The following is a 24753-nucleotide window of genomic DNA, read 5'->3' as shown; positions in this document are numbered from 1 at the left end:
CCCTCGTCTATGCTCAGTTCATGACGACGGGGGAGAGCATTAGACGGCCCGGACTGGTGACGTTCTCGGTGGTGCTGATGTACATCGGCGGCATCGCCCAGATCATTCTTGGGATCCTGACGATTTTCCTGCGATACACCCCGGAGGCCCAGTCCGGCGGCATTGCCCTGCCCATCACTTTGCTCGGTGCAGGCATGATCCTGTTCGGCTTGTTGGTGATCGGGCTGGCCTCCGGGGTAGCCCGGGGGAGTGAAGCTGCCCGTCGGGGTGCAACAGCGGTGATGCTGCTCGGTCTGGCCTTTGCCTTGGTGGATCTCATTGTTGCCGCGGACGGAGACTGGTCTGCCGTCATTGTTCAGTCCATCGCGACCGTTGCGGTGGTTGTTCCTCAGTGGGTGGGGCGTGGTCGCCGCTACTTCGAGGCGTGCTGAACCAATGCTTGCTGGGCGTCACGGTACGCCACGCGGCGGTGAACAAAGCGCACGATCTCGATCAGGGCGATGCAGGCCACGGACGTTCCCAAGACCAGCAGCGCCGTGGGGAGCGTCGGATCGGTGAACTGTAGGAAGTCGCGGGCGATCGGCACGGAGTACACCAGTATCAGCCCAATCATCATCGCCCCGATGACCAAGCCCTTGAAACGGGTGACCGGGCGAGAGAGCACCACGAGGATCCAGATGCCAATGATCGTCAGGATCAGGGTGGACCCGGTCCGGATTTCGGCTTCCGGAATCTGCAGGTTCGCGGCAAGGCGGGCGTAGGAGGCAAGCCCCAGCGTCACGGAGACGCCTGCCGGCACGGCGAACGTGAGCGACCGCCGCAGGAAACCCGGGATGTAGCGCTGGGCGTTGGGTAGCAATGCCAGGAAAAACGCAGGAATACCGATGGTCAAGCCATCAGTCACGGAGAGTTGCCTGGGAAGGAACGGGAAAGGCAACAGGAGGATGCCGAACGCGATCGCAAGGAAGGTGGCGTAGGCGGTCTTCGTGAGGAACAGCATGGAGACGCGCTCAATGTTGGCAATCACTTGGCGGCCCTCAGCAACCACGCTCGGCAGGTGGGAGAACTTCCCGTCCAAGAGCACCAAACGCGCCACGGCCTTCGTAGCGGCGGCCCCCGAATTCATGGCCACACCGATGTCCGCTTCCTTGATGGCCAGGGCGTCGTTCACGCCGTCGCCTGTCATGGCCACTGTGCGGCCGGCAGACTTCAGCGCCACGACGATCCGCTTTTTCTGGTCAGGGGTCACGCGGCCGAAGACCACGTTGTTGTTGATGACTTCCATGAGCTCTTTGTCATCAACCGGCAATTCGCGTGCATCGAAGCCGTGGGGTGCATCGAGCCCGACTTCCCGGGCAATTGCGGCGACCGTTTGCGGGTTGTCACCGGAAATGATCCGGACATCCACATCCTGTGCTGCGAAATAGGTGAGTGTCTCGGCAGCGTCGGGACGGATGTTCTCCTTGAACGTCAGAAGCACCACGGGGACAGCGTCCGCCGGAACAGTCTCATCATCAGTGGGTGTGCCGTGTGCAAGGACCAGCGTGCGCCGGCCGGTGGCTGCGAGCTCGACGGCTTGGGTGGCGAGTTTTTGGAGCAACGGATCACCGGAGGTTTTTGCCGGGAACACCATTTCAGGGCCGCCGAGAATCCACATCCCGTCTTCGAAGATCACCGCGCTCCATTTGCGCGCGGAGGAGAAGGGCACCCGGTCAAGCGGGAGGCCGGGCGTCTCATTGAAGTGTCCGTCGAGGCTGCGGGCCGTTGCGTTGGCATCCTTCTGCACCCCGTACCAGGAGAGCACGGACTCCCAGCCAGGACGGTTTGCAAGGGGATGCGCGGCGTCGAAAACGATGTCGCCCTGGGTGAGCGTTCCGGTCTTGTCGAGGCAGATGATGTCAATGCGCGCCAGCCCCTCCACGGCAGGTAGCTCCTGCACCAGGACCTGCTGACGGGCGAGCTTCACCGCCCCTACGGCGAAGGTAATACTGGTCATCAGCACCAGCCCCAAGGGGACCATGGCGACGACGGCGGCAATAGTCGCCGTCGCTGCGTCCCGCCACGCTCCACTCGCCGAGGCTTCGGCCCACCCACCCTGGGCAATCATCTGGGCATTAAGAACCAACAACGCCACAGGACCTACGAACCAGGTCACCCACTTCAGGACCCGGTCAATGGAGGAACGGAGCTCTGAGGCCACGAGCGAGAATCGTTTGGCTTCGGCGGCGAGTGAGTTCGCGAAGGAATCGGCTCCCACCCGATCCACCACCGCTGAGCCTTCGCCCGCAACCACAACGGAGCCGGACAACACGCGGTCCCCGTCTTCCTTTTCAACGGCGTCGGATTCGCCGGTCAGCATGGACTCGTCCACTTGGAGTCCGCGTGCGCCGGTCACCACCCCGTCCGCGGGCACCTGATCTCCGGCCCTCAGGACAAGGGTGTCGTCCAGTACAACGTCGTCCAAAGCGATTTCTGCTTCTGAGCCTTCGCGCATCACCCGGGCATGCGGCGCGTTCAGGAGCGCCAGACGGTCCAAAGCCCTCTTTGCCCGGTACTCCTGGACGCTGCCGATCACCGCATTGGCAACTGCACTGAATCCGAAGAGCGCGTCCTGCCAGCGGCCGATAGCGAACAGGACAATGAAGCAGGCCAGGATAATGCCGTTGAACAGGGTGAGCACATTGGCGCGGACGATGCTCCACACGCTGCGGCTGGTGTCTTGGACAAAGGCGTTGGTTTGCCCTGCGGCCACCCTCTCGGCAACCTCGGCGGTGCTCAGTCCCTGCACCGAGGACCCCACAAAACGGACGGCCGCCGCCGTCAGGTCTTTATCGTTTGGCACTCATGCCCCCGTTGTTGAGTCGGTGGAGCGATGGGACTGAGTATGCCAGCCGTTAGGCCGTGAAGGCGAGGTCCTTTGCGTGAAGCCTGTGGCGGAGTGGTTCGCCCCGGGAAAGACGGTGTGCTTCTTCGATGGTGCTGACGGCCATGCGCTCCAGTTCCATGCCCAGCGAACCCGCCAAGTGCGGCGTCAGCAGCACATGAGGATGGGAGTAGAAGCCCGAATCCGCAGGAAGGACCCAAGGAGTGGTGACATCCAGGACGGCGTAAAGGTCGCCTTCCTCGATGCGTCGAAGCAGTGCGTCCTGGTCCACCAGTTCACCGCGGGCGGTGTTGATGAACGTGGCTCCGGGTTTGAAGCTGGCCACCAGTCCCTGATGGATCAGGTTGCGGGTGGATGGGAGCGACGGCGCGTGGAGGCTGACGACGTCGCAACTGCTCGCGAGTTCCTCCAAGGAAACACGTTCGACGCCGAGCGCGGCTGCCGCGGCATCGTCCAGGAAGGGGTCTGCCACCACTATTTGGACGTCGTAGGACTTCAGGAGCCTGATGACGTGCTTGCCGATCCTGGACGCACCGATGATGCCTACTCTTTTGCCGAAGTTTCCCATGTCGGGGAAAAGCTGGTCAGGCTCAAGTTCGGTCTTCTCCGAGTGCAGTTTCCGGGCAATCTGCAGCACGCGCTTGTTGGCCAGAAGGATCATGGCCACCGTATATTCGGCCACGGGGATGGAATTGGCGTCCGCAGCCGTGCTGATTTCGATCCCTCGTTCCCAGCACTCATCGGTGACGTGATGCTTGACCGTCCCGCCGGCGTGGAGGACATGGGTCAAACGCGGGGCTGCGGCCAGGGCTGCAGCATCGAGCTTTGGGCAGCCCCAGCCGGTGATGAGGATGTCAGTCACGGCAAGCAGTTCCAGCGAGCGTGGTGACGTGAACTCTTCCATGGGCTCCGGGCTGAGCAGCTGCAGTCCGGGGGACAAGGTCTCCAAGCGACGGGCGGGAAAGACACGGGATACGACGCCGGGACCCATGGCGAGCGCGACGTTCAGTTGGGTTGTGGTCACTTGACGCTCCCTGCAGTGAGGCCGGACTTCCAGAAGCGCTGCAGCATGATGAAGGCCACCAGCAGGGGAAGGATGGACAGCAGCGAACCCGTGATGACCATGGGCGTGAACTCGGGCTGCGGCACCGAGTAGCCCTGCCAGATGGAAATCCCGACGCTGACGGGCAGCAACTGCTGGTCCTGGAGCATCACCAGCGGGAGCATGAAGTTGTTCCAGACACCCACGAACTGGAACAGGGCGATGGTGATGTAGCCGGGCATCATCATGGGAAGGCCCAGGGAGAAGAAGGACCGGATGGGGCCGGCGCCGTCCATGCGGGCAGCCTCGAGTGTTTCTGCCGGCACGTAGCTGGCGGAGTACACCCGGGTCAGATACACGCCGAACGGGTTGCAGAGCACCGGGATGAGGACGGCCCATATGGTGTTGGTCATGCCCACCAAGGAAGCCAGGAGGTACATCGGGAGCACTGTGGCTGTGTTGGGGATCAGGACGCCAACCAAGACGAAGCCGAAGAGCGAGTCCTTCCAACGGAACTGGAACTTGTCGAACGCATAGCCTGCCATTACCGAAATCAGGCTGCCCAGGACCGCGCCCACGCCGGCGTACATCACGGAGTTGCCCAGCCAACGGAAGAAGAGCCCGCCGTCCTGGTTCGCCACGGCTGCGATGTTCTCGAACAGGGAGAAGCTTCCCAACGCGTAGGCGCTGGTGCCGTAGAGATCTGCCGCGTTCTTGGTGGAAGCGAACACCAGCCACAGAACCGGGACCACCATGTAGGCCGAGCCGATGATCAGGAGCCCGTTGACGGTGAGCTTGCTGGCAAAGCCACCGCTGCGGTTGGAACTGCCCCGGTTTGAGCTGCCGCGGTTAAACCGGGATCCGGTGCGGCGTGGAGCTTGCTTGGAAGGAGTGGTGCCGTGGGAGCGGGAAAGTGTGGGGGTGCTCATGATTTGTTCATCCTGGAGCTGAGGCGGGTGACGGTCAGGGACAGGATTGCTGCCAGCCCGGCGATGATGACGGAGGCGGCCGCCGCTTGGTTGAGGTTGTGGCGGATAAAGGCCGCGTCATAGGCCCACAGGTTGGGCACCCATGTGCTGGTCACGGAGGCTGTGGCCTTGGAGATGATGGACGGCTCCGTGAAAAGCTGCAGCGTGCCGATGATGGTGAAGAGCATGATGACACTCAACGCCGGCAGGATCAGCGGGAACTTGATGCTCACCGCAGCCCGGATCTCGCCTGCCCCGTCCACGCGTGCGGCTTCCAGGATTTCCCGGGGCACGGCCTGCAAAGCGGTGAACAGGATGATGACGTTGTAGCCGGTCCACTCCCACACTCCGATGTTCACGATGGACGGAAGGACCATGTGGGCATCCAGGAAATTGATCTGGATGCCGCCACCTTGGAGGGCCTGAACCAGCGGGCTGATGCCAGGTGTGTACAGGTATGCCCAGATGAGTGCCGCAATGACGCCCGGAACCGCGTGGGGAAGGAACACCAAAAGCTGGAACAGTTTCCGGGCCTTGGCCACCGATGCATCCAGCAGCAGTGCAAAGACCACAGCGCCACCCACCATGCAGGGAATGTAAATCAGGCAGTACAACCCAAGGCGGGCGATGCCTTCCATGAACGTTTCGGACTGGAACACCTGCACATAGTTCTCAAGTCCGACGAACACGGTCTTGGCTTCCCCGAAGCCCAGGCCGGACTTCTGCTGGGAATGGAAACTCAGCACCAGGGAGTAGATCACCGGTGCGATCATGGCGATCGCGAAGACCGCGAAGAAGGGGACCAGGAACAGTGCGGCAGTCCGTCCGCCGGTTCCCGCCAGGGCGCGGCCGCGGCGGCGCACTGTGGTGGTGAGGGCCTGGGTGGCCATGGGATTCTCCTAGCTGGGAAGGGGCCTGGGGGACGAGGCCCCTTCCTGTGGGGCTACTCGGTGAGCGGCTGTTCCGTACGGAATTACTCTTTGACGGAAAGGCCGTTTTGCTTCAGGCTGGCCACGGTGGCGTCCTGCGCGGTATCGACGGCGTCATGGATGGTGCCGCCGGTGGTCAGCTTGCCGTAGGCATCCTTAAGGGCAGTGTTGGTGATGTCCCAGTTGGGCCCCCACTGCCAGCCCGGGGTGATGGTGCCGTAGGCCTTGTTGAAGACCTCGTAGATGTCGTTGCCAAAGTAGCTGGAGTCGTATGCCTGCTGGGCTACCGGCGTCAGGCCCGGGAATGCGAGGAACGCGGAACCGGTGTTGCCACGGGCCTTGATGGCTTCCTGGCTAGTGGTCAGGAACTCCACGAACTTTGCGGCAGCGGCCGGGTTCTTGCTGCTCTTGGTCACGTTGAAGCTGGATCCGCCATAGAAGGCACCGGACTCATTGCCCCAGGTGGGCAGTTCGGCAGCGATCCACTGGCCCTTCTGGCCGCTGGCCTCCGTACGCTTCTGGATGCCCGTGGCGCTCCAGTTGGCGCCGAGCACACCCACTACGTTGCCATTGGCGAGGTCCAGGCTCCACTCGTCACTGTAGGCCTGGCTGACCTTGACGATCTTTTGGTCAATCAGCTTCTGCCAATAAGAGGCAACCTTCTGAGTAGCTTCATCATTGACGCCTATCTTCCAACTGTCACCCTCGGTTCCGAACCACTTGGCGCCCGCCTGCCACGCCAATCCGGCGCTCGCCGCTACCTCGTTGGGGTTGAAGCTGGCCAGGTAGGAGTCAGGGACTGCGGCCTTGAGCTTCTTGCCGGCCTCTTCGAATTCGTCCCAGGTTTTAGGGACCTCGACGCCGGCCTTGGCCAGCATGTCTTTGCGGTACCACATGAGCATGGGGGCTGCGTCGTACGGAAGTGCGTAGGTCTTCTCACCGAACTGGACCAAGGCCTTGGTCTCGTCCGAAAGTTTGTCGACTGATTCGGTCTTGTTGATCAGCCCATCGAGCGGAATGACCTGGCTGTTGCTGACGAACTGCGGCAACTGCGGGTATTCGATGGTAGCGACGTCCGGGCCGTTGCCTGCCGTGATGGCGGTGGAGAGCTTTGCGTAGCCGCCGTTGGCACCGTTGGGGATGGTTTCGAAGCTGACCTTGATCTTGTCCTGGCTGGCGTTGAACGCTTCAGCCACCTTGTCCATGCCTGCCAGCGAGGACCAGAACGTGATGGATCCGGCGGGGTCTTCTGTAGGTGTGGGAGCTGCCGCAGGGGTGGGGCCCGTGCCGCAGGCGGCAAGCAACAGAGTGCTGGCGGCCAAGCCAGCTACTCCGGCGAAGAGATGACGACGCTTCATGGTGTTCTCCTTTGAAGACTTGCGATGCGAAGAAGGTTTGTGTGGTTGGGGCCACATGCGATGGGTCCATGTAACCGTGCCGGTTCGAACATCTACAAGATTTCAAACATTTTCAAACATGCCTGAGCGGTAAGAGCCTCCCTTTTGTGAAACTAGCGTGACGTGCCTTGTCCTACTTCTGTTTGAACGAACAGAAAAGCTGGACCTCGCTCGATTGCCGCTGCTATGAATTTTGGACACCCAACCCATTCCCACTACGGAGAAGCAGGCATTTCAATGGAGAAATCGAACATCAGCAGACGGTCAGTCCTACAAGTCGGCGGAGCGGCGTCGCTCGCCGCGGCCATCGGGCTGGCAGCCGGCCAACCGGCGTCGGCGTCCACCCTCCTGGGTTCCAAGCCGCAGGCGACGGAAATCCTGGACCTGGGCCCCGGCGTCGTACAGTTCTCCCTCATGAGCGGGCTGCTGGTGGGCGAGACGCTCTACATTGGTTCGCGGAACCTGGATCCGGTTCGTGTGGTGGCGTTCCACGTTCCCAGCGGCAAAGTGACCGGCGTGACCGAGCTGGAGAACGGTTACGCGATCCAAACCTTGGCCGCTGACGCCTCCGGCCGTTACCTGTATGCCGGCGTCCTGCAGAACAGCACGGGCCCCAAGCCAAACCTGTTCCGCTGGGACCTGTCCAACCTGGGCGCGAAGGCCACACCGATCGGACGCATCGGCGACCGCGACGTCCGGGACATGAGCGTGGCGCCCAACGGCCGCCTCTACGCGGTGGGCGGCGGCAGCGGCACGGCACCGGCCCTGTGGGAATACGATCCCGCCACCGGACTGGTCAACAACTTGGGCGTGCCCGACGCCGGTGCCACCCTGGCCCGTGCGGTTGCGGCCACGGATTCCACCATCTTCTTCGGCGCCGGCAGCACCCTGGCTGGAGGAGGCAACGCCAGTCGGGCCTGCCTGTACGCATACAACCATGCAGCCAGGACCTTCACCAACGTCACGCCGGCGGAGATGGTTGCGGACCCCAGCATCAGGGATCTGGCGATCGTTGGTGACAAGGTCCTGGTGAGCTCTGCCGCTTCTACCTCCACCTCAAAGATTGCCGCCGTGAGCGTTGCCAATCCGTCGTCCTATGTCGCGGCTGCATCTGTTGGGAAGACCGCCAAGAACTTCGCGGCGATCGGGGACAAGGTCTACTTCGCCAACGAGGCCGGGCTCCTGGCGTACTCGCTGACCGGCAACAAAGTCTCATCAGTGCCATACCAGGGGCCGTTCCTTGGTGAAATCTGGGGCGTTGATGCCTTAAACGGCAAGCTGTTGGTCACCTCGGCGTTCGGATTCGTGGCCGAAATCGATCCCGTCTCCGGGGCGTACAAAACTACGGACCTTGGCGAGGCCGGGGCGCCGTCGGACGCGCAGGAAGCCATGGGGCTGGCGGCCGGAGGTGGCCTGGTTTACGTGGGCGGCAACGGCGTCATCTCGCGGCGTTCGCTGAAGGACGGGCAGGTCACCAACATGACCGTTCCGGGCGAAGCGAAGGACGCCGTGGTGGTGAATCAGGTTTTGTACACGGGCCAGTACAGCTCCCAGGGCATCTGGAGTTATGACCCCCGCAACGGACAGCCCATCAGGCAGGTGGCAAAGTTCTCCTCCGAACAGAACCGGCCATTGGACGTCCACTGGGACGAGGTCAACAAGCTCGTCCTGGTGTGCGCGCAAGCCGACACTGAGGGCGGCGGCTCGCTCTGGACCTATGACCCCGCCACGGGCAAGTCCGGGTTCTTCCTCAACCCCGTAGACAAGGTGCAGTTGGTGCGTGCAGTAACAGCGCACGACGGCGTCGCCTACCTTGGCGGGGGACGGCCCGGTACCGAGGGACCCGGCACCGTTGTGGCCATGAACCCTGTGACGGGCAAGGAACTGTGGCGCCTCGATCCGGGTCTGGGGGCTGGTGTGTCTGCGTTGGCGGTGCAGGGAAAGTACCTTTACGGGATCGTGCGAACTGGCCGTGTCTTTGTTATCGACCTGCCCAAGCGCACGGTGATCCACCATGCCGACATCAGCTCGGTGTGCACGGGATTCGCGGCCTTGGTCACCAACCGTGGTGCCGTATACGGTGTCTCGGACACAGACGTCTTCCGGTTTGATCCGAAGACATTTGAGCTTGCCACGGTGGTGTCAGACATCAATGGCGGCTGGTACAGCGGATCGCACATCACCAACGACGAAGACGGCTACCTGTACACCATGCGCGGCCGCAATGTAGTGCGGATCAACGACCACCCACGGCGGTAGGTGCCCGGCGTTGCGGGGCCCGCTCTGCGCTCTCTGGCGAGTGTTTTACGCGCAGAGCAGGCCCCGCAACGCACGTGCATACGGTCACCTATGCTTATTTGAACACCAGGACTTGCGGAGAGGGTGGGCATGCTCAGCGGCGAACGCCACGAGAAGATTCTGCGTGAGCTTGAAATGCGGGGAACCCTGACGGTCAACGGGTTCGCGGAGAAGACCGGCCTGTCCACCATGACCATCCGGAGGGACCTGACTCAGCTTGCTGCCCAAGGACTGCTGCGCCGGGTCCATGGCGGTGCGGTTCCCGTCCCCTCTGAACGGCAAGGCGACACCGTCCACAGAAGAACCCGCCAGCCCCTCGCAACCCTCGGCCTCATTGTCCCCACCACGGGCTACTACTTTCCTGAGGTCATCCGTGGCGCCGAGGCCGCAGCTCGCGAATTGAATGCGCGCCTGATTCTGGGGGTCAGCAACTATTCCACCGAGGACGAGCACCGGCAGCTCCAACGCATGGTGGCCAACTCTGTGGACGGGATTCTCCTAGCCACGGCCGGCCCTCTTGAACCCGGTTCGCCCACCTTCGACTTGCTGTCCGGCCTACGTATCCCCGTAGTGCTCGTGGAGCGTTCAAGCCGGGTCTTCGAATCCGTAATGTCCGATCACAGCTATGGTGCCGAGCTTGCCATTGAGCACCTCGCATCCCTGGGCCACCGCAGGATAGGGCTTGCCATTGCCACCAGTCCCACGGCCCCTTGGCTCCGTGAAAGCCACGAGCGCATGGTGGCCAAGCTCGGCCTCGAAACTGATGCTCCCATCATGGAATACGTGAGGTCAGTGGTGGGTGCGGGCAACAACCAAAAGGAGTTCGCAAAATTTCTGAAGGATTGCCGGAGCACTGAGACCCACGCTGCCTTGGTACTCCCGGACGAGGAAGCCATCACGCTGATCAACCTTGCCGAGGAAGCGGGCCTGGACGTACCGGAGGACCTGGCGATCGTGGCCTACGACGACGAAGTTGCGGACCTCGCCCCGGTGCCTCTAACGTCCATCGCCCCGCCGAAGCGGGACGTGGGGCATGCCGCCGTCGCCATGTGTATGGAAAGGCTGGGAGGGAAACCCGGCTCGTCGGTCTCTGCAGCGCTGCGGCGCGTAAGCCTGGCCCCGAAGCTGATCATCCGGGAGTCCACGGTGACGGGGGAGGACGCGGAGTAGGGGGCTGGCTTCAATCTACTCGCGGAGGTACTGGCGGAGCCCGGGGATTGCTAAGTCCACCTTGCCGTAGCCGGCCGACTCGATCAGGCCCGCAGCGATGAGCCTGTTCCGATACTTGGAAATGACGTTGGGCTTGGCCTTGAGGATGGCGCCGATTTGACCAGCAGCAGATGGGCCTTCCTGGAGGGCCATCGCGTCGAGGAACTCGCGGTCTCTTTCTGAGATGTCCGACAGCGGGCGATACCTTCGGCTTCGCTCAACATGACTGTCTTGCCGATGCCTCTTGAACCGGTGATGATGGTCAGAAGCCCCGGTGCTCCGGAACCCTGCTGCAAGCCGTACTCGAACTCGTCCAGCAGCCCGGCACGCCCCACCAGCTCGGGAGGCGTGGCTCCGGCAGTCGGCTTGAAGGGATTCTGCATACACCCTCCTTGGGTGAAACCGGGTGAAACTGGTTAAAGTGGTGAAACTCCTGCCACCACAGGCCGACCCTCAGCTGGAAGCAAGCCTGGCGCGGGAAAGGGGATATCAAGAGCGGAGGACAAGCGATGGACCAGCCAACACCATCCCCGGAGACCGGTTACGCAGAGATCAACGGACTACGGATGTACTACGAACTCCACGGTTCCGGTGGCACGCCTTTGCTGCTCCTGCATGGCGGGCTGTTCGACATCGAGCAGCAATTCGGTGCGCTTATCCCGGCCTTGTCAGCGGATCGCAGGGTTATCGCCACGGACTTCCAAGGCCATGGCAGAACCAACGACATCGACCGCCCGTTGAACACCGCTGACTTGGCCTCGGACGTCGTCGGTCTTCTGAAACATCTGGGCGTTGGGGAGATTGATGTCTTCGGCTTCAGTGTTGGCGGGGCAGTTGCACTGCATCTGGCGATCAAGCACCCCCAGCTCATCCGGAAGCTCATCGTGTCGTCGGTGTCGTTCAACCCCGACGGCGATCGCGGCGGAAACGCTGAGGCTGTCACCGAGATGACCGTGGACATGATCGCGGGAACTCCCATGGAGCAGCGGTATCTGTCGGTCTCTCCGCACCCTGATCACGAGCACCTGCAAGGACTCTTGACCAAGCTCGGCGGCTACGACACCGGTTCAACCGGATGGACCGATGACGAGATACGCGGAATCCAGGCCCCTACCTTGATCACGGTGGGGGACTCAGACATGGTCAAACTTGAGCACGCGGTGCGGTTCCTGCAGTTGCGCGGGGGTGACGTGAACGGTGATTTTGAGGGCGTGCCCGCGTCCCAGCTAGCGGTCTTTCCAGGCACTACCCACTTCTTTGGGCTCGCCAGGACCAACCTCGTGCAGGACGTTGTGACCACATTCCTGGACGCACCGCCGCCATCCGGCTGGCAGGACCAGTAGCAAACAGAAGCGTTCGACGGCGGTACGCACCCGCCGTCGAACGCTTCTGTTTGTCTGTTCTAAAGTGCAGCCGGAACGGCAAGCGGGGGCGTGCTGCGCACGTCCCCGCACCACAATCAGGGCCACGACTGCGATCAGCATGTAGATCGTGTTGGCAGGGCCGGCCAGCATGACGAGCGGGCTCTGGGGGCCCGCAGCGGCCTGGTCGATCCCGCCCGTGGACAGGAAGAGCGTGGGGTCGTACAAGGCGTGCAGAATCATCGGCCAAATCAGGTTTCCGGTGACTCGCAGGGTCAGGTACATGCAGATGCCAAAGCCGAAGGTGAACACCACCGTCATCAACACGGTGACGATCGGCATGCCCGACAGTGCATTGGCCGAGTGCAGGAGCGCGAATACCAGCGATGAAAGCACCATAACCACCCACTCGGACTTCCCTGAATCGCGGAGCATTTTCACCACGATGCCTCGCGTGAGGATTTCCTCCGCGAAGCCGATCAGGAGGCCGGTAATCAGTGTGATGACCACGACGGATACCTGGTAGCTGCTGTAGTTGATGCCCAGGAAGCGCAACACGATGGCGGCCACCAGGAAGAACGGCGCTGCCCACATCCACCAGTTCCCCTTGACTGGCTGCGGAGCGAACAGCGGTTTGAACCAGCCCACGGAGTACACGAACGCAGCCAGGGCCACACTGCCAATAATTAACGAAAGCGTCAGGCCGACGAAGACGCTCTGGGGTGTTCGGAAGATATCTTCGGCGACAACTTGGTCGCCCGCGATGGTCCCGATCACCAGGCCAGCGCCAAGGTAGATCGCCATATAGAGGACGGTCAGCAGGATGGCCCGCCACCAACCACCTTTGTCCCAGAATGCTTTCCAACGTGACGGATGGACGGTGTGGTCCATACGTGGCCCCCTTTCACTGCGAGTCGGGGAGCGTTCTGCCCCCGATTAGAAACCTACTTCATGCAGGTCCTGCGCCGACCGCCAGGCGTGCCGGTAGTACGCGGCGTGAGCCAACCCCGCGGCGGCCGCTTCGTCGATGATCACTGTGGCCCGCGCGTGCTGCTGGATCACTGAACCGGGCACGGCGGATGAGACAGGTCCTTCCAGCGCGGCTGCAACGGCCTGCGCCTTGTTTGCTCCGAAAGCCAGGAGGACCAACTGCTTCGCCCGGAGGATGGTGCCCAGACCTTGGGTGATGCAGTGGGTTGGCACCTCGTCCGGGGAATCGAAGAACCGTGCGTTGTCCTTGCGTGTTTGTTCGGCCAGTGCTTTGATTCGGGTGGTGGAGGCCAGGGAGGACCCGGGTTCGTTGAATCCCACATGTCCGTTGGAACCGATGCCCAGGATTTGGATATCGATGCCCCCGGCTTCCGTGATCATCGCTTCATATTCCGCTCCGGCCTGGGTGACGCCCGGGCCAGTGCCTCGCGGCGTGAATACGTAATCCGGATTGAGGCCCAATGGCTCCACTACCTCGCGGGTGATCACTGAACGGTAGCTCTCCGGGTGCTCTGGCGGGACGCTGAGGTACTCATCCAAAGCGAAGCCACGAACGCGGGAAACATCGATGGGACCTTCCGCAACTGCGGCCGCCAGCGCAGCGTAGGTGGTCAGTGGCGTGGAACCAGTGGCCAGGCCCAGCACGGTGGCGGGATTCGTGGTGATCTGCTGCGCAAAGATGGATGCAGCGACGCTTCCGGCCTCGGTGGGGTCGCGGACGATGATGACTTCTGCCATAGGTTTTCCTTTGAATAACTGGTGAAAAAGCGTAGTTAGTCGGCGGCGATCGCTGCACCGACAGCGCCGACGGGCAGCCCCTGCGGGACCAATTGAACACGGTCCCCAAGCGCCAGGCCGGAAAGGAATGGGGAGGGAGCACTGAACCGGTCGAGTTCCCGCTGGATACCGCTGAGAAGTGGCTGCCCCAGGGCGTTCAATCCACCGCCGATGTAGATGGCAGCGGGGTCGTAGGTCAGCCCAAGGATTCGAATGGCTGTGGCAACACCTTCGAAGAATCGCTGCTGAACAACTTTGGCGACAGGGTCGCCGTCGAGCGCTGCCTCAAAAAGTGAGACGGCGGGCCACTGGCCGGGGCCTTTCCACTGACGGGCAATGCCCGACCCCGAAGCGATGAGCTCCAAGCAGCCCTTTTGGCCGCAGGGACATTCCTCGCCCTGCAGCCCTAGGGGGAGGTGCCCGATTTCGCCCGCAGCTCCGGACGTGCCACGGACCACGACGCCTTTGCTGACGTAGCCCGCCGCCAGCCCGGTGCCGAGATTGAGGTAGGCGCTGGAACCGGAGGCGTCGCCGTCGGCCAGCAAGTAGTGGGCTCCGATGGCGGCAGCATTGACGTCGTTCTCCACCACCGTACGAAGTCCGAGTTCGGCTTCCACCAAGCTACCGAGCTCCAATCCGGCAACACCAACGTTCACGGCATTGGCTACGTACCCGGACTCCGTATCGACCGTTCCTGGAATTCCGATGCCCAGCCCGGACACAGTGCAGTTCGCCAGGGTTTCAGCGCCGCGCAACTCGTCGAGGACGCCGAAGAGCGAGCTGAGAAGCGTTTCATTCCCGAACCCGGTGGGACGGCGGACAGTGTACAGAACCTTGCAGTCCTGATCGATGGCGACCGCTTCTATCTTGGTGCCGCCGATGTCGACGCCGATCCTCGCCGTTTGCGTAGCCGAGGGCTCAGCCGAGTGCGGGACGGCCAAAGCGGGGGTGGAGCTTAGTGTCATCAGTGATCTTTCGGGGTTGAACCCAAGTAGGTAGCAGCAGATGCCGTTTAGCGTGCTCAAAACGGCATCTGCTGCTACTTAGTTGGGTGAGAGGGGGACGGGGGTGCCGGATGCCAGGCTCTTGTTGGCGGCTTCGACGATTGCGACGATGCTGAGAATTTCGGGAAGAGGCACGTTCGGTCTGCCCGTCCGGCACGAGGTCACTAGGCCTTCCAGGAGTCCCACGAGCATTTCTTCGCGGGCCTCGATGGAAAATTCGGAGCCTGCGTCGATTCGTCCGGTTGTGAAGGGGTGCCAGTCTGCTGCTCCGCCCAGATGTGCCTTACGGCCGTCCCCCCACGCGACCGTCACGGAAGTGGAGCCTGAACCGCTTCCAGGTCCACCGGCGTCGACCGTTACTGCCGCCGGGCCGGCGCCGAGCGCGGCCACAGCAAGGTCCACCAGGTGCACGCCGTACCAGGCCAGGCCAGGGTGGCCGGGCTGGGTGGGAAGGGGGCCGTCCAGGGAAACAGAGTAGTACCGCCCTCCGGTCAGCGCCGCCTGGAACTCAGGTGTGAACCGCTTGGGGGACCCTGCCAGGACCAAAGCGCCGGAGGCCTGCGCCTGGGCGAGCATGGTGCGGGCTTCCGAGAGAGTCGGAGCGAAGCGGGTGTCCACGTAAATCGGTTTGCCGTAGCGGGCAACACGCTCAAAGTAGCGGGGGTGCGTCCGCGCATCGGAGGACACAATCAGCAGGGCGTCGCAGACCTCGGCCACGGCCTCGGGAGAATCGCACATGGTGACACCCAGCCCACGCACCTCGTCCGCGAAGTGGTCGATGCGGTCACAGCTCAAGGGAAAGTCCGACGCCGATTCCCCCTTCCAGGCGTGCGTCACCATGCCGCCGGGGACCACGCCGTCGGAACCGTTGCCGAAGAGCCGCGTAAACGACGCCGCGTGCGGGGAGTCGACGCCGATGAGACCGAAACGGAGGGGCGCAACAAGCGTCATCCCTTCACCCCGCTGTGCGTGATGCTGGCGACGATGTGTTTCTGCAGGAGGGCGAAGATCACCAGGCACGGGATGAAGCTGACCAGCGTTGCGGCCATGACGTTGGACGTGGAGGCTGTCTCGGTGTTCAACGTTGCCAAACCGACGGTGAGTGTCCTCGCGGTGTCCGATTGGCCCACTACCAGCGGCCAGAGGAGATCGTTCCAGTGCCAGAGGAAGACGAAGATGGCCAGGGTTGCCAGGACGGGACGGATCAGGGGGAGCACGATCTGCCAGAAGGTCCGCCATTCGCCGGCACCGTCGATGCGGGCGGCGTCGAACAGTTCCTCCGGCATGTCCCGGACGAACTGGCGGATGAGGAAAATCGCCTGGGCGTTGGCCAGAGTGGGCAGGATCAGGCCCCACAGGGTGTTCACGCCGCCCATCTTGGAGATGAGGATGAAGGTGGGGATCAGCGTGGCCTGAACGGGTACCATCATGGTGGCGATGATGGCCCACAGCAACGCGTTACGGCCGGGGAACCGCTTGCGGGCCAAGGCATAGGCGGCCATGGAAGCCGTCAGCAGGACAACCACCACGGACACCGCCGAGTACAGGAACGAGTTCCAGAGCCAGAGCGGGAATTCGCCCACGTTGAAGATGCGCACAATGTTGTCCAACGTCAGAGACGACGGCAACGCGTATGGGATCGTGGGGGCATCCTCCGGGGAGAGGGCCAGCACGGCAACGGCAATCAGGGGCGCCACCGTGAAGAGTGAGATCACAGCCAGCACCCAAGTCAGGGTGCGCTGGCGGCGCTTTTCGGTGCTGCGGCGGGGGCTGGGTCCGGTGGTGTGGCCGGGAGTGCGCCCGCCTACTGCGGGGCTGGAAACGGTGGCAGTCACTTGGAGTCCTTACCTTCGAAGAAGCGCTGCTGGATGAGCGACAGGATGAGGACGATGACGAACAGCACCACGCCAATGGCCGAGGCATAGCCGAAGTCGAAGAACTTGAATCCTTCATCGAACAGGAAGTAGATGAGGCTGTGGCTGGCCCGGGCGGGTCCGCCTCCAGTCATGACGTAGATGGTGTCGAAGACCTGGAATCCGACGATTGTCTCGATGACCAGGACAAAGAACACCACGGGCTTCAGCAGCGGCAACGTGACGTACCAGAACGATTTCCAAGCGCCGGCCCCGTCAATACGCGCAGCCTCGTGGACTTCGGCCGGTTGTGCTTTGAGCCCGGCCAGGAAGATCAGCATGGAATAGCCGAAGCCTTTCCATACGGACACCACGGCCAGGGAGAGCAGGACCAGCAGTTGGGGCCCGGACGTGAAGGGGACGGGGCCCATGCCCAGGCCAACCAATGCGGCATTCAGCGGTCCGTCCGTGGAGAAGATCCATGTCCAGATGATGCCGGCCATGACGAATGAGCTGAGGTACGGGATGAACAGCAGGGCCCGGAAAGTTCCGGTGAACCTGACCAGTTTGTCCAGGAGGACGGCGCCGGCCAGCGATACGGCGATGATGAACGGGACGAAGATCGCCACGTACAGGAACGTCACCTTGAGGCTTTGCCAGAAGTTGGGATCAGCAGCCAAGCGGGTGTAGTTGTCTGCGCCCAGGAATTCGAAGTCGCCGTTGAGGCTGTACTCGGTCAGGCTCATGGCGCCGGCCCCGAAGATGGGGAGGAACTTGAAGAGACCGAAAATGACCAGGGTGGGCAGGACGAAGAGGATGCCGGCCAGTGCCTCGCGGCTACGGGCTTTCTTGGCCCCAAAAGGCTTGAGCGGTGGCGCCGTCAGCTCTGGATGTCGGCCGGCCAGCGTGGTTCTGGTGCGGGTGTTTACAGACATGGGGTGACCAATCGGTGGTTGGGCTGGACTCAGGATGTCGAGCGCTGCAGGATGCCGCGGGCTTCTTTGGCAGCACGGTCAAGGGCTTCCTTGGCACTGACATCGCCGCGGAGGGCAGCTTGGATGTTCGGTGCGAGGGCGCCCATGACCTGGCGTGCAACCGGGGACGGTTCGCCGGGGTTGGCGGACTTCAGGGCCTCGGCCATGGCGAGGGAATCGGCGTCCGTGCCCAAAACGGCGGCATCTGTCCGCGTGGGCAGGTTGCCGGCAGCGGTGTTGAGGGCCTTCTGGGACTCTGCCGAACTCAGGTAGCTCATTACCTTGTAGGCAGCTTCGCGGTTTTCCTTTTTGTTGATTGACGTCAGCGCCAGCAATCCGGGGTTGCCGTACGTCGCCTGGACCTTGCCCTGCAACGGAGCACCCAAGGCAACGTTTTCGGCACCAAGCGCGGCCCGCATCTGCTTCAGCTCCGGCAGTGACGTGGTGGCCCGCATTGCTGCCTTGCCCGTGGCGATCGGTGCACCCTCAACCTTGGGGCCGTCCGTGGCGGCATCCGCGGGAAGTCCACCGAGTTTCTTGAGGTCGATCAGCAATTGCAGCGCCGAAACGCCGGCCTCGGAGTCGAAGGCGATGTCCTTGGCGTCATCGGTGAAGACGGTTCCGCCTGCCTGCCACAACAGGGGATAGAAGGACAGGTTCAACGTCTGTTCAGGGCTGCCGGCGTAATCCATCACGGCGATGCCCTTCTCCGCCAATATCGGCGCGGCGCTCCGGAGATCGTCCCAGGTCTTGGGCAGCGGCACTCCTGCGTCCGCGAAGATCTTGGTGTTGTACGCCGTGGTGTTGATGTTTTGGAACAGCGGAACGCCGAACACCTCTTTGTCGAACGTTGCCGCTTCCAATGTGCCGGGATAGAAGCTGTCCTTGTCCTTCTCAACGGCTTTGTCCACCGGCAGCAGTCCGCGAACGTTGCGGTAGGTAGCTGCCTGGTCGGGCGTAATGAGTACGACGTCGGGTCCCGAGCCTGCGGCCAACGCCGCCGAAATCTGGGCGTCCCGCTTGTCGAACGTCTGAAGCTCAATGGACAGGTCAATTCCCGGATTCGCCTTCTCGAAGCTGGCCTCGGTGTCCTGCCAGAACTTCTTGCTGGCCGTCTCGTCCTTGATGACCGGATACATCCAGAGCGTCACCTTGCCGGTGGCCTGGCCGCCGTCGGACGTTGTAGAACCGGCGGAACCGCAGGCAGTGAGCGCCATAGCGGCGGTGACGACGGCGGCTGTCGCCAAAGCGGTGCGGTGCATCTTTCGAATGAACATGGTAGCTACTTTCGGGTGAGGGTGGCTTCTTGGATCGCGCTGAGCGCGAACTGATGGCGGCTGGCTGCTACAGGGGCGGTGAGGAGGGGGTCGCCGCATTCCCGCATCCAGTCGAAGAGGGCAGCGGAGAGATCCCTGAGGATCTCCGACTGCTCCGGATGGGCGGCGATGTTGTCCAGTTCCTCAGGGTCTGTGGTGAGGTCGTAGAGCTCCGTCGCCGGGCTGGTGCCGATGGTGGGCCCGCCAAGGTCCGCCGGCAGGCTGCGGTGGATCCAGGATTGTGTGGGATCCATGGCGCGTGGTGCGTTGGAAAAGTTGACGATCAGTTTGTGTGTGGATGTCCGTACTGACCGTTTGGGGTCGTAGTACGTGTGGTAGCTCAGCTGGCTGAAACAGTGGCTTCGCGTGGCCTCGCCTGCTTCGACGGCGGGCCGCAGTGTGGTCCCGGCGAGGCCGTCCGGAGTCGGCAGTCCTGCCAGGTCAAACAAGGTGGGCAGGACATCCACGTGACTGACGATGTCCGGCATGCGTCGCCCGGACCACGCCGGGTTGCCGGGATGCCGAAGCATCAGTGCAACGCCCAGTCCGGCGTCGTACAGGGTGCATTTGGCGCGGGGCAGGGCAAGCCCGTGGTCGGTGGTGAACAGCACCAGCGTCTGGTCGCGGAGGCCCAGCGAATCGAGTTCAGCCAGGATGCTGCCGGCGCCTTCATCCATGTGTTTGACCGCGCCTTGGAGCTCGGCGATTTCCTCGCGGGCACCGTCGTCGTCCACCAAATGGGCCGGAACAGTATGCCCCAAGGAGACGTCTGGTTCCACGCCATCGGCAAGGAAACCCATCACCCCCGGGCGGTCCCTCGCGGAGGGCACCCGGTGCGGCTCGGTGAAACCGACCTGCAGGTAGAAGGGCCGGTCGCTGCCGGACATCCGATGCAGGGCGTCAGTGGCGCGGTCCACGACGACGTCCCGCGCGCCTCCCGTACGGGCGTGGTCGAAACCGAGCCGGCTGGCCACAACGTCGTCGGCCAAAACCCGCGATTCATGGTGCACGCCGACGAGCTCGGTTTGGTAGCCGGCGGACTTCAGCCTGTAGGCGATGTGCTCTTTCGGCTCTTTGAGGTCCCAGCCGAACGGCTCGTGCGTCAGCCCGAGAACCCCGTTGCTCTGGGGATACGTACCGGTGAACAAGGAGGCCCGGGCCGGGCTGCAGTGGGGAGCGGTGGCGAAGGCCTGCTCGAAAAGCACTGACTCCCCGGCCAAGGCGTCCAAGTGCGGGGTTGAGACCGTTTCCACTCCGTACGTGCCCAGAAAACGGCCGAGGTCGTGGCAGTGGATCAAGAGGATGTTGCGCATGTCAGCCCATCCTTTCGAGGTCGGTCCGGGTGAGGGCGTGTTCCATGGGCTGACCGCTGATGAAGCGGCTTAGTTCGTCAACGACGATGCCGCCGGCCCGGCGCCGCGAGTCAGCGGTGGCGCCGCCGAGGTGGGGCGTGAGGAGCACGTTCGGCAGGGAGCGCCAAGGATCATCCACGGGAAGGGGCTCGGCGTCGAAGACATCCAACGCAGCGTCAATCCGGCCCGAGTGCACCTCTTTGTAGAGGGCTTCCATGTCCACGATGGTGGAACGGGCCGTGTTCACGAACGCTGCCCCATCCGGAAGCAGGGCGAGTTCGGCAGCACCGATCAGCCCCACGGTTTCGCTCGTGGCGGGGGCGTGGATGGCGACGACATCGCTGTTTGCCATCAAGCCATGCAAGGAGGCGGAGCTGGCCTTAAGGGGATCCCCCTTGGGGAGATACGGATCATAGACACGTACCCCTGCACCGAGTGCCCGGCAGGCGTCGATATAGCGGCGGCCTGTCCGTGAGGCGCCGACTACGCCGATGCGGGCGCCGGAGATTTCACGGGCCCTCGGGACGGTGCGGGCATCGTCCCAGTTGGTGCCGGAGCGGAGGCGGTGATCGAGCTGGTGCACCCGGCGCAGCAGGCTCAGAGTGAAGGTGAGCGAGAGTTCCGCGACGGCCGGGGCCATGGCTGCGCCCGCTTGGGAGATGGGGATGCCGGCGCCCCAAAATGCGTCGCTGACAAGGGCGTGCAGCGATGACGCGGCGTGGACGACGCATTTGAGGTTCGGCGCCGCTGCCAAGTGTTCGGCGTCGAGGCGGGGGAAGCCCCAGGCCGTGATGAAAATGTCTGTCTCTGCTGCCGCCGCGGCGAAAGCGCCCAATGACTGGAGCTGGGCCGGTGCGATGGCGGTTACCTCGCCCAGCTGGTTCAGTGCAGCGTGGGTTTCCGGGGAGATGAAGGCCGCCCGCTCCGCGTCCGGGATGCTCAGGAGAATCCTCAGCCGGGAGGTGGTGGGTGGCGGTGGTGTCGATGCAACGCCGTTGTTGATGTTCATGGGTTGAGATTGCCAGTTTCAATATCTTTTGTCAATGACTAAAGTAAGTATTATGGAAAGTGTGAAAGCAACCGCGCTACGGATGCCAGAATGGGTGGGATCCTTTGCCGCGCAACAACAGGAGCCACCAGCAATGAAGCCACGTGCAGGCAGCAAGGCCCTGATTCGTGAGATCAACGAGGCTCTGGTGCTCGACGTCGTGCGGACCCAATCGCCCGTCTCCCGGGCCGCCATCACTGTTCAGACCGGCTTGAGCGCTGCCAGCGTCACCGGAATCACGGGCAAGCTCATCAACTCGGGCCTGCTGGTGGAAACCGAGATCGCACCCAGCACGGGCGGTAGGCCAGCCCGTCTGCTCGAACTCGGCCGCGAAGGCGTTTTCGCCGCAGGCGTGAGGTTGTCCGCCACCGAAGCGCACGCCGTCGTCGTGGATTTGCGCGGTGACGTGGTGGCCACGCACAGCGAGCCGTTGGCATCCACGGAACCTGCCGAAGCCGCAGCAGCCGCGGCGCGGGCTGTGCGCGCTGCTGCAGGCGGCAAGGAGCCCAGGCTTATTGGTGTGGGGGCGGCCGTATCCGGCGTCGTGGACCAGGCAAGTGGCCTGGTGCGGCACAGCGGGGCCATGAGCTGGGCTGACATCGCATTCCAAGAGCTCCTCGAAGAAGCCGCGGACCACCCCGTCATCATCGACAGTTACGTCAACGCCTACACGCGCGGTCTGCTTTTCGACGACGTCTTTAAAGGCCGCGAGATGCTCATCTTCAGCGTCGGCACCAGCCTGGGGGCCGCCGTCGTGGTGGAAGGCCGTATCCAGCGTGGCTTCAACGGTTCTGCAGGGGGCTTCGCTCATTCGCGGGCGATCACTGGACCAGGTCCGGCCAGGCCCTGTCACTGCGGCGCGGACGATTGCTTTGAGACCCGCGGCAGCCTGTGGGGCATGCAGCGTGAACTGGAGAGACGTGGCCAGGACAGGCGGCCGGACCCCGGCGTCGACTCCGCACTGATTGCCGACGCAGCCCTGCATTTGGGCATTGGTATGGCGAACATGGCCAAGGTCCTGGGCCCCGGACAGGTGGTGGTCGGGTTCGCTCCCGAAGCCGCTCTGGGAATGTTTGCCGAGCAGACCAAGGATGCGTTTTTGAATCAGTACAGCCATGCAAATACTCCGCCTCCAATATTTGATGCATCAATTGCAGATCCGGTAGCGCTGGCCCGAGGTGCTGCGTGCTCGGTACTTGCAGGGCTGTTCACCGCCAGCCCAACTGGGTAGCAGCAGATGCCGTTTTGAGAGCTCAAAACGGCATCTGCTGCTACTTACTTGGGTGCTACGCGGGTTAGCGCCGCATAGTTTGCATCGCCTGCTGATCGTCGATCCGGACGAGGTTGGGCCCCCGGAGTGTGTACAGCAGCCCGTCCTCGTCGGCTGTGATGTGCGGTCCGCTGTACCAGCCTCCGTTGATGTCTGCCACAACAACGGACACCGCGAACGTGACGGGGTCGATGCGGAAAACGGTGGTGTCGGACACGCCGTAGACGATTCCCCGGCTGACCTGGAGGGCGCCGAAGTCGGTGCACACGCTGCTGAGGTCACCCCGGTGAACCACTTGGCGGGTGTCCAGGTCGATGACGAAAAGTCCGGCGGCCTTGCGGGACATGCCATAGAGGATCTTGCCGTGGATAGCCATTGCCGCGATGCCTTGCGGCTGCCCGGGATCCAAGCGCCACAACTCCTGGTTGGCCACAGGGTCCCAGGCCACCACAGTGCTCCGGGGACCGGTGGCATAGATGTTGTCGCCACCCAGGTAGGCCACTCCGTCCTTCGTTGCCACGGCGCGGACCATCTGGAGGGCGTCAATCGGGTTGACCTTGGTGATGACCTGCGTGGTGGAAGGTTTGTAGGCAGCGAAGCAGCCGCCACCGCCGGTGTCGTTCTGCGCGCCGGCTATGACCAGCCCGTTGACGGCGTCCCAGCAAACATCCAAGGGACGGTTCTGACCGGCCGGGAGTGCAGCCACTTGGTAGGGAAGTTCCCCGGTGGAAGGATCGTAGGAGTAGATGCCCCTGGAGTTGTACTGGCCCGTGTACAGGATTCCGCCTACCACCACGGCATCTTTGGCTTCTCCTGTGGCCCGGAGATAGGAAACCTGATTCGTAGCCAACTGGTGACGCGCTATGGTCCCGGTGCCGCCCACGTACACGTCGCCGGCGCCTGCCGCCAGGCCCATGCACGACTGCGGTCCGCCGGGTGCGCCCGCCTCCGTCAGGTCATGCTTGACGGCCGTCTTCGCCACGGGATCGATCTCAATGACGTCGTAAGAGGAGACTGTGAGTGCTTTGTTGCCATAGACATCCAGGCCCCACATGGCACCGACATCTTCCGTGAGGATCTGGGTGATCTTCTTGGTGACCATGTTGTAGGACCACACGCCCGGCTCCTTGACGAAGAAGACGTCGTTGCCCAACTGCCTGAACATGACACCGGTCTTGGCTATGACGGTGTATTGGGAATGGTTGGCCAGGTTGATCAGCACGGACTTCCCGGGCCCCTTGATACCGACTCCGAGCTGTCCGTTCAGCACGCTCAATGAAGTCACCGAGACCCCGGTTGCTACTTCGGCCGGGAGGATGTTCGTGGACGTCTTGGTGGTCCGATCGAACGCAAAGAGACGCGCTGGACTGGAGCCGTTGCCGCCGCCCAAGGTGCTGCCGGTGCCGAAGTACACGTGGCTGTCAGTAGCGGCTACAGCCTGGGCGATGGTTGCCCCGGGATCCGGCACACCCCAACTGGTCATGGCATTCGTTACTGGATCGTATTCCCACAGCGAAGGGGCGCTGGTGGTCAACCCGCCACCGGCAACGTAGACCTTGCCGTCCGGGGCTATAGCCAAAGCCCGAATGTCCCGGTCTCCTGTTTCGCCGACGCCCACTGCAGGAACGTTCGGTGTGCTGAGGTCCCAGCGGTAGAGGTTCGGCTTTCCATCAATCCCGTCGCGCAGAACACCTGCGTACAGGTAGCGGCCGGTGGAGTCAGCGGCAAGGGCCTGAATGCTGTAGCCGGAACCGAGATCGGTGCGGTAGGTAACTTTGCCGGTGGGGAGATGGAACCCTATGACCCGCACAGGATTCAGGTTGCGGGATCCGATGTACACGGTGTCGCCCACCAGCAAGGAACTCATGAGGGAAAACTGGACGACGGCGGGCCCGAGGTCGGTGATCAGCGGCGCCGAAGTGTTAAGCGGCCGGGCGGCTTGGGCTGCGCCGGATGACATTGCTGACAGCGCTACGGCGAGTCCGCCGATGCCCCCGGTCTGCAGCAATTGACGGCGGTTGATGGCGAAAGTGGACATGGAAGAGCTCCTCATTGAGTATCCCGTGGGGGTGGCTTTTGGT

Annotated in this window: 21 protein-coding genes; 5 read left to right on the top strand and 16 right to left on the bottom strand. The window is 62.9% G+C overall.

Features of this window, described 5'->3' with window-relative positions; all coding sequences use genetic code 11:
* Positions 1 to 20: 20 nt before the first annotated feature.
* On the top strand, positions 21 to 431 hold the full coding sequence (locus ACNAOT_RS20105; RefSeq protein WP_420179133.1) for a hypothetical protein: 411 nt from the start codon (positions 21 to 23) through the stop codon (positions 429 to 431).
* On the opposite strand, the gene ACNAOT_RS20100 is transcribed toward ACNAOT_RS20105, so the two are convergent.
* The 5 genes from ACNAOT_RS20100 to ACNAOT_RS20080 all read right to left on the bottom strand — a co-directional run bounded on the left by ACNAOT_RS20100 (position 413) and on the right by ACNAOT_RS20080 (position 7181).
* Positions 413 to 2842: an HAD-IC family P-type ATPase gene (locus ACNAOT_RS20100; RefSeq protein WP_420179132.1), complete on the bottom strand. Its 2430-nt coding sequence runs from the start codon at positions 2840 to 2842 to the stop codon at positions 413 to 415. The genes ACNAOT_RS20105 and ACNAOT_RS20100 overlap by 19 nt on opposite strands.
* Before the next feature lie 52 nt (positions 2843 to 2894).
* Positions 2895 to 3908: a hydroxyacid dehydrogenase gene (locus ACNAOT_RS20095; RefSeq protein WP_420179131.1), complete on the bottom strand. Its 1014-nt coding sequence runs from the start codon at positions 3906 to 3908 to the stop codon at positions 2895 to 2897.
* Positions 3905 to 4855, bottom strand: a complete 951-nt coding sequence (locus ACNAOT_RS20090) for a carbohydrate ABC transporter permease (RefSeq protein WP_420179130.1) — start codon at positions 4853 to 4855, stop codon at positions 3905 to 3907. The genes ACNAOT_RS20095 and ACNAOT_RS20090 overlap by 4 nt, the downstream gene beginning before the upstream one ends.
* Positions 4852 to 5784 carry a carbohydrate ABC transporter permease gene (locus tag ACNAOT_RS20085; RefSeq protein ID WP_091469977.1) on the bottom strand — a complete coding sequence of 311 codons (933 nt, stop codon included), beginning with the start codon at positions 5782 to 5784 and terminating at the stop codon, positions 4852 to 4854. The genes ACNAOT_RS20090 and ACNAOT_RS20085 overlap by 4 nt, the downstream gene beginning before the upstream one ends.
* A gap of 83 nt (positions 5785 to 5867) precedes the next feature.
* Positions 5868 to 7181 carry an ABC transporter substrate-binding protein gene (locus ACNAOT_RS20080; RefSeq protein ID WP_420179129.1) on the bottom strand — a complete coding sequence of 438 codons (1314 nt, stop codon included), beginning with the start codon at positions 7179 to 7181 and terminating at the stop codon, positions 5868 to 5870.
* A 276-nt stretch (positions 7182 to 7457) separates the two neighbouring features.
* On the opposite strand from ACNAOT_RS20080, the gene ACNAOT_RS20075 reads away from it, so the two are divergent.
* Together ACNAOT_RS20075 and ACNAOT_RS20070 are read left to right on the top strand one after the other, a co-directional pair.
* Positions 7458 to 9479: a hypothetical protein gene (locus tag ACNAOT_RS20075; RefSeq protein ID WP_420179128.1), complete on the top strand. Its 2022-nt coding sequence runs from the start codon at positions 7458 to 7460 to the stop codon at positions 9477 to 9479.
* Positions 9480 to 9608: 129 nt separating this feature from the next.
* Complete coding sequence (locus ACNAOT_RS20070; RefSeq protein WP_420179127.1) at positions 9609 to 10688, top strand: substrate-binding domain-containing protein; 1080 nt, start codon at positions 9609 to 9611, stop codon at positions 10686 to 10688.
* Positions 10689 to 10703: 15 nt separating this feature from the next.
* On the opposite strand, the gene ACNAOT_RS20065 is transcribed toward ACNAOT_RS20070, so the two are convergent.
* Positions 10704 to 10880 (bottom strand): hypothetical protein, encoded by a 177-nt coding sequence (locus ACNAOT_RS20065; protein ID WP_420179126.1) that lies wholly within the window; start codon positions 10878 to 10880, stop codon positions 10704 to 10706.
* Between the two features lie 356 nt (positions 10881 to 11236).
* On the opposite strand from ACNAOT_RS20065, the gene ACNAOT_RS20060 reads away from it, so the two are divergent.
* Positions 11237 to 12070, top strand: a complete 834-nt coding sequence (locus ACNAOT_RS20060; protein WP_420179125.1) for an alpha/beta fold hydrolase — start codon at positions 11237 to 11239, stop codon at positions 12068 to 12070.
* Here ACNAOT_RS20060 and ACNAOT_RS20055 read toward each other — a convergent pair.
* The 9 genes from ACNAOT_RS20055 to ACNAOT_RS20015 all read right to left on the bottom strand — a co-directional run bounded on the left by ACNAOT_RS20055 (position 11954) and on the right by ACNAOT_RS20015 (position 21363).
* Positions 11954 to 12979, bottom strand: a complete 1026-nt coding sequence (locus ACNAOT_RS20055; RefSeq protein ID WP_420179124.1) for a CPBP family intramembrane glutamic endopeptidase — start codon at positions 12977 to 12979, stop codon at positions 11954 to 11956. The genes ACNAOT_RS20060 and ACNAOT_RS20055 overlap by 117 nt on opposite strands.
* 45 nt (positions 12980 to 13024) lie before the next feature.
* Positions 13025 to 13816, bottom strand: a complete 792-nt coding sequence (locus tag ACNAOT_RS20050) for a glucosamine-6-phosphate deaminase (protein ID WP_420179123.1) — start codon at positions 13814 to 13816, stop codon at positions 13025 to 13027.
* A 35-nt stretch (positions 13817 to 13851) separates the two neighbouring features.
* Entirely contained in the window at positions 13852 to 14820 is a 969-nt protein-coding gene (locus ACNAOT_RS20045; RefSeq protein WP_420179122.1) for an ROK family protein, read from the bottom strand.
* Between the two features lie 78 nt (positions 14821 to 14898).
* Positions 14899 to 15810: a Gfo/Idh/MocA family protein gene (locus ACNAOT_RS20040; protein WP_420179121.1), complete on the bottom strand. Its 912-nt coding sequence runs from the start codon at positions 15808 to 15810 to the stop codon at positions 14899 to 14901.
* The gene (locus tag ACNAOT_RS20035; protein WP_420179120.1) at positions 15807 to 16694 is read right to left on the bottom strand and encodes a carbohydrate ABC transporter permease; all 888 of its coding nucleotides are present in this window, start codon (positions 16692 to 16694) and stop codon (positions 15807 to 15809) included. Before ACNAOT_RS20035 ends, ACNAOT_RS20040 begins: the two co-directional genes overlap by 4 nt.
* On the bottom strand, positions 16691 to 17647 hold the full coding sequence (locus ACNAOT_RS20030; protein ID WP_420179119.1) for a carbohydrate ABC transporter permease: 957 nt from the start codon (positions 17645 to 17647) through the stop codon (positions 16691 to 16693). The genes ACNAOT_RS20035 and ACNAOT_RS20030 overlap by 4 nt, the downstream gene beginning before the upstream one ends.
* A gap of 29 nt (positions 17648 to 17676) precedes the next feature.
* Complete coding sequence (locus ACNAOT_RS20025) at positions 17677 to 18963, bottom strand: extracellular solute-binding protein (protein ID WP_420179118.1); 1287 nt, start codon at positions 18961 to 18963, stop codon at positions 17677 to 17679.
* A gap of 5 nt (positions 18964 to 18968) precedes the next feature.
* The gene (locus ACNAOT_RS20020) at positions 18969 to 20315 is read right to left on the bottom strand and encodes a sulfatase (RefSeq protein WP_420179117.1); all 1347 of its coding nucleotides are present in this window, start codon (positions 20313 to 20315) and stop codon (positions 18969 to 18971) included.
* A 1-nt stretch (position 20316) separates the two neighbouring features.
* Entirely contained in the window at positions 20317 to 21363 is a 1047-nt protein-coding gene (locus ACNAOT_RS20015) for a hydroxyacid dehydrogenase (RefSeq protein ID WP_420179116.1), read from the bottom strand.
* Between the two features lie 133 nt (positions 21364 to 21496).
* Between ACNAOT_RS20015 and ACNAOT_RS20010 the strand changes: the two genes are divergently transcribed.
* Positions 21497 to 22633 (top strand): ROK family protein, encoded by a 1137-nt coding sequence (locus ACNAOT_RS20010; RefSeq protein WP_420179115.1) that lies wholly within the window; start codon positions 21497 to 21499, stop codon positions 22631 to 22633.
* 64 nt (positions 22634 to 22697) lie between these two features.
* Here the strand turns inward: ACNAOT_RS20010 and ACNAOT_RS20005 are convergent, their stop codons facing one another.
* A complete protein-coding gene (locus tag ACNAOT_RS20005) occupies positions 22698 to 24710 on the bottom strand; it encodes a hypothetical protein (RefSeq protein ID WP_420179114.1) in 2013 nt (670 codons plus the stop codon).
* Between the last annotated feature and the right edge of the window lie 43 nt (positions 24711 to 24753).

Source organism: Paenarthrobacter sp. TA1.8, from assembly GCF_048595705.1.
Classification (GTDB): domain Bacteria; phylum Actinomycetota; class Actinomycetes; order Actinomycetales; family Micrococcaceae; genus Arthrobacter; species Arthrobacter nitroguajacolicus.
This window is presented reverse-complemented; position numbering and strand designations above follow the sequence as displayed.

Coding starts and splice junctions, on each gene's coding strand:
- ACNAOT_RS20105 (WP_420179133.1), top strand. CDS start 21: ATGACGACGGGGGAGAGCATTAGACGGCCCGGACTGGTGACGTTCTCG.
- ACNAOT_RS20090 (WP_420179130.1), bottom strand. CDS start 4,855: ATGAGCACCCCCACACTTTCCCGCTCCCACGGCACCACTCCTTCCAAG.
- ACNAOT_RS20085 (WP_091469977.1), bottom strand. CDS start 5,784: ATGGCCACCCAGGCCCTCACCACCACAGTGCGCCGCCGCGGCCGCGCC.
- ACNAOT_RS20080 (WP_420179129.1), bottom strand. CDS start 7,181: ATGAAGCGTCGTCATCTCTTCGCCGGAGTAGCTGGCTTGGCCGCCAGC.
- ACNAOT_RS20075 (WP_420179128.1), top strand. CDS start 7,458: ATGGAGAAATCGAACATCAGCAGACGGTCAGTCCTACAAGTCGGCGGA.
- ACNAOT_RS20070 (WP_420179127.1), top strand. CDS start 9,609: ATGCTCAGCGGCGAACGCCACGAGAAGATTCTGCGTGAGCTTGAAATG.
- ACNAOT_RS20065 (WP_420179126.1), bottom strand. CDS start 10,880: ATGGCCCTCCAGGAAGGCCCATCTGCTGCTGGTCAAATCGGCGCCATC.
- ACNAOT_RS20060 (WP_420179125.1), top strand. CDS start 11,237: ATGGACCAGCCAACACCATCCCCGGAGACCGGTTACGCAGAGATCAAC.
- ACNAOT_RS20055 (WP_420179124.1), bottom strand. CDS start 12,979: ATGGACCACACCGTCCATCCGTCACGTTGGAAAGCATTCTGGGACAAA.
- ACNAOT_RS20050 (WP_420179123.1), bottom strand. CDS start 13,816: ATGGCAGAAGTCATCATCGTCCGCGACCCCACCGAGGCCGGAAGCGTC.
- ACNAOT_RS20045 (WP_420179122.1), bottom strand. CDS start 14,820: ATGACACTAAGCTCCACCCCCGCTTTGGCCGTCCCGCACTCGGCTGAG.
- ACNAOT_RS20040 (WP_420179121.1), bottom strand. CDS start 15,810: ATGACGCTTGTTGCGCCCCTCCGTTTCGGTCTCATCGGCGTCGACTCC.
- ACNAOT_RS20030 (WP_420179119.1), bottom strand. CDS start 17,647: ATGTCTGTAAACACCCGCACCAGAACCACGCTGGCCGGCCGACATCCA.
- ACNAOT_RS20025 (WP_420179118.1), bottom strand. CDS start 18,963: ATGTTCATTCGAAAGATGCACCGCACCGCTTTGGCGACAGCCGCCGTC.
- ACNAOT_RS20020 (WP_420179117.1), bottom strand. CDS start 20,315: ATGCGCAACATCCTCTTGATCCACTGCCACGACCTCGGCCGTTTTCTG.
- ACNAOT_RS20015 (WP_420179116.1), bottom strand. CDS start 21,363: ATGAACATCAACAACGGCGTTGCATCGACACCACCGCCACCCACCACC.
- ACNAOT_RS20010 (WP_420179115.1), top strand. CDS start 21,497: ATGAAGCCACGTGCAGGCAGCAAGGCCCTGATTCGTGAGATCAACGAG.
- ACNAOT_RS20005 (WP_420179114.1), bottom strand. CDS start 24,710: ATGTCCACTTTCGCCATCAACCGCCGTCAATTGCTGCAGACCGGGGGC.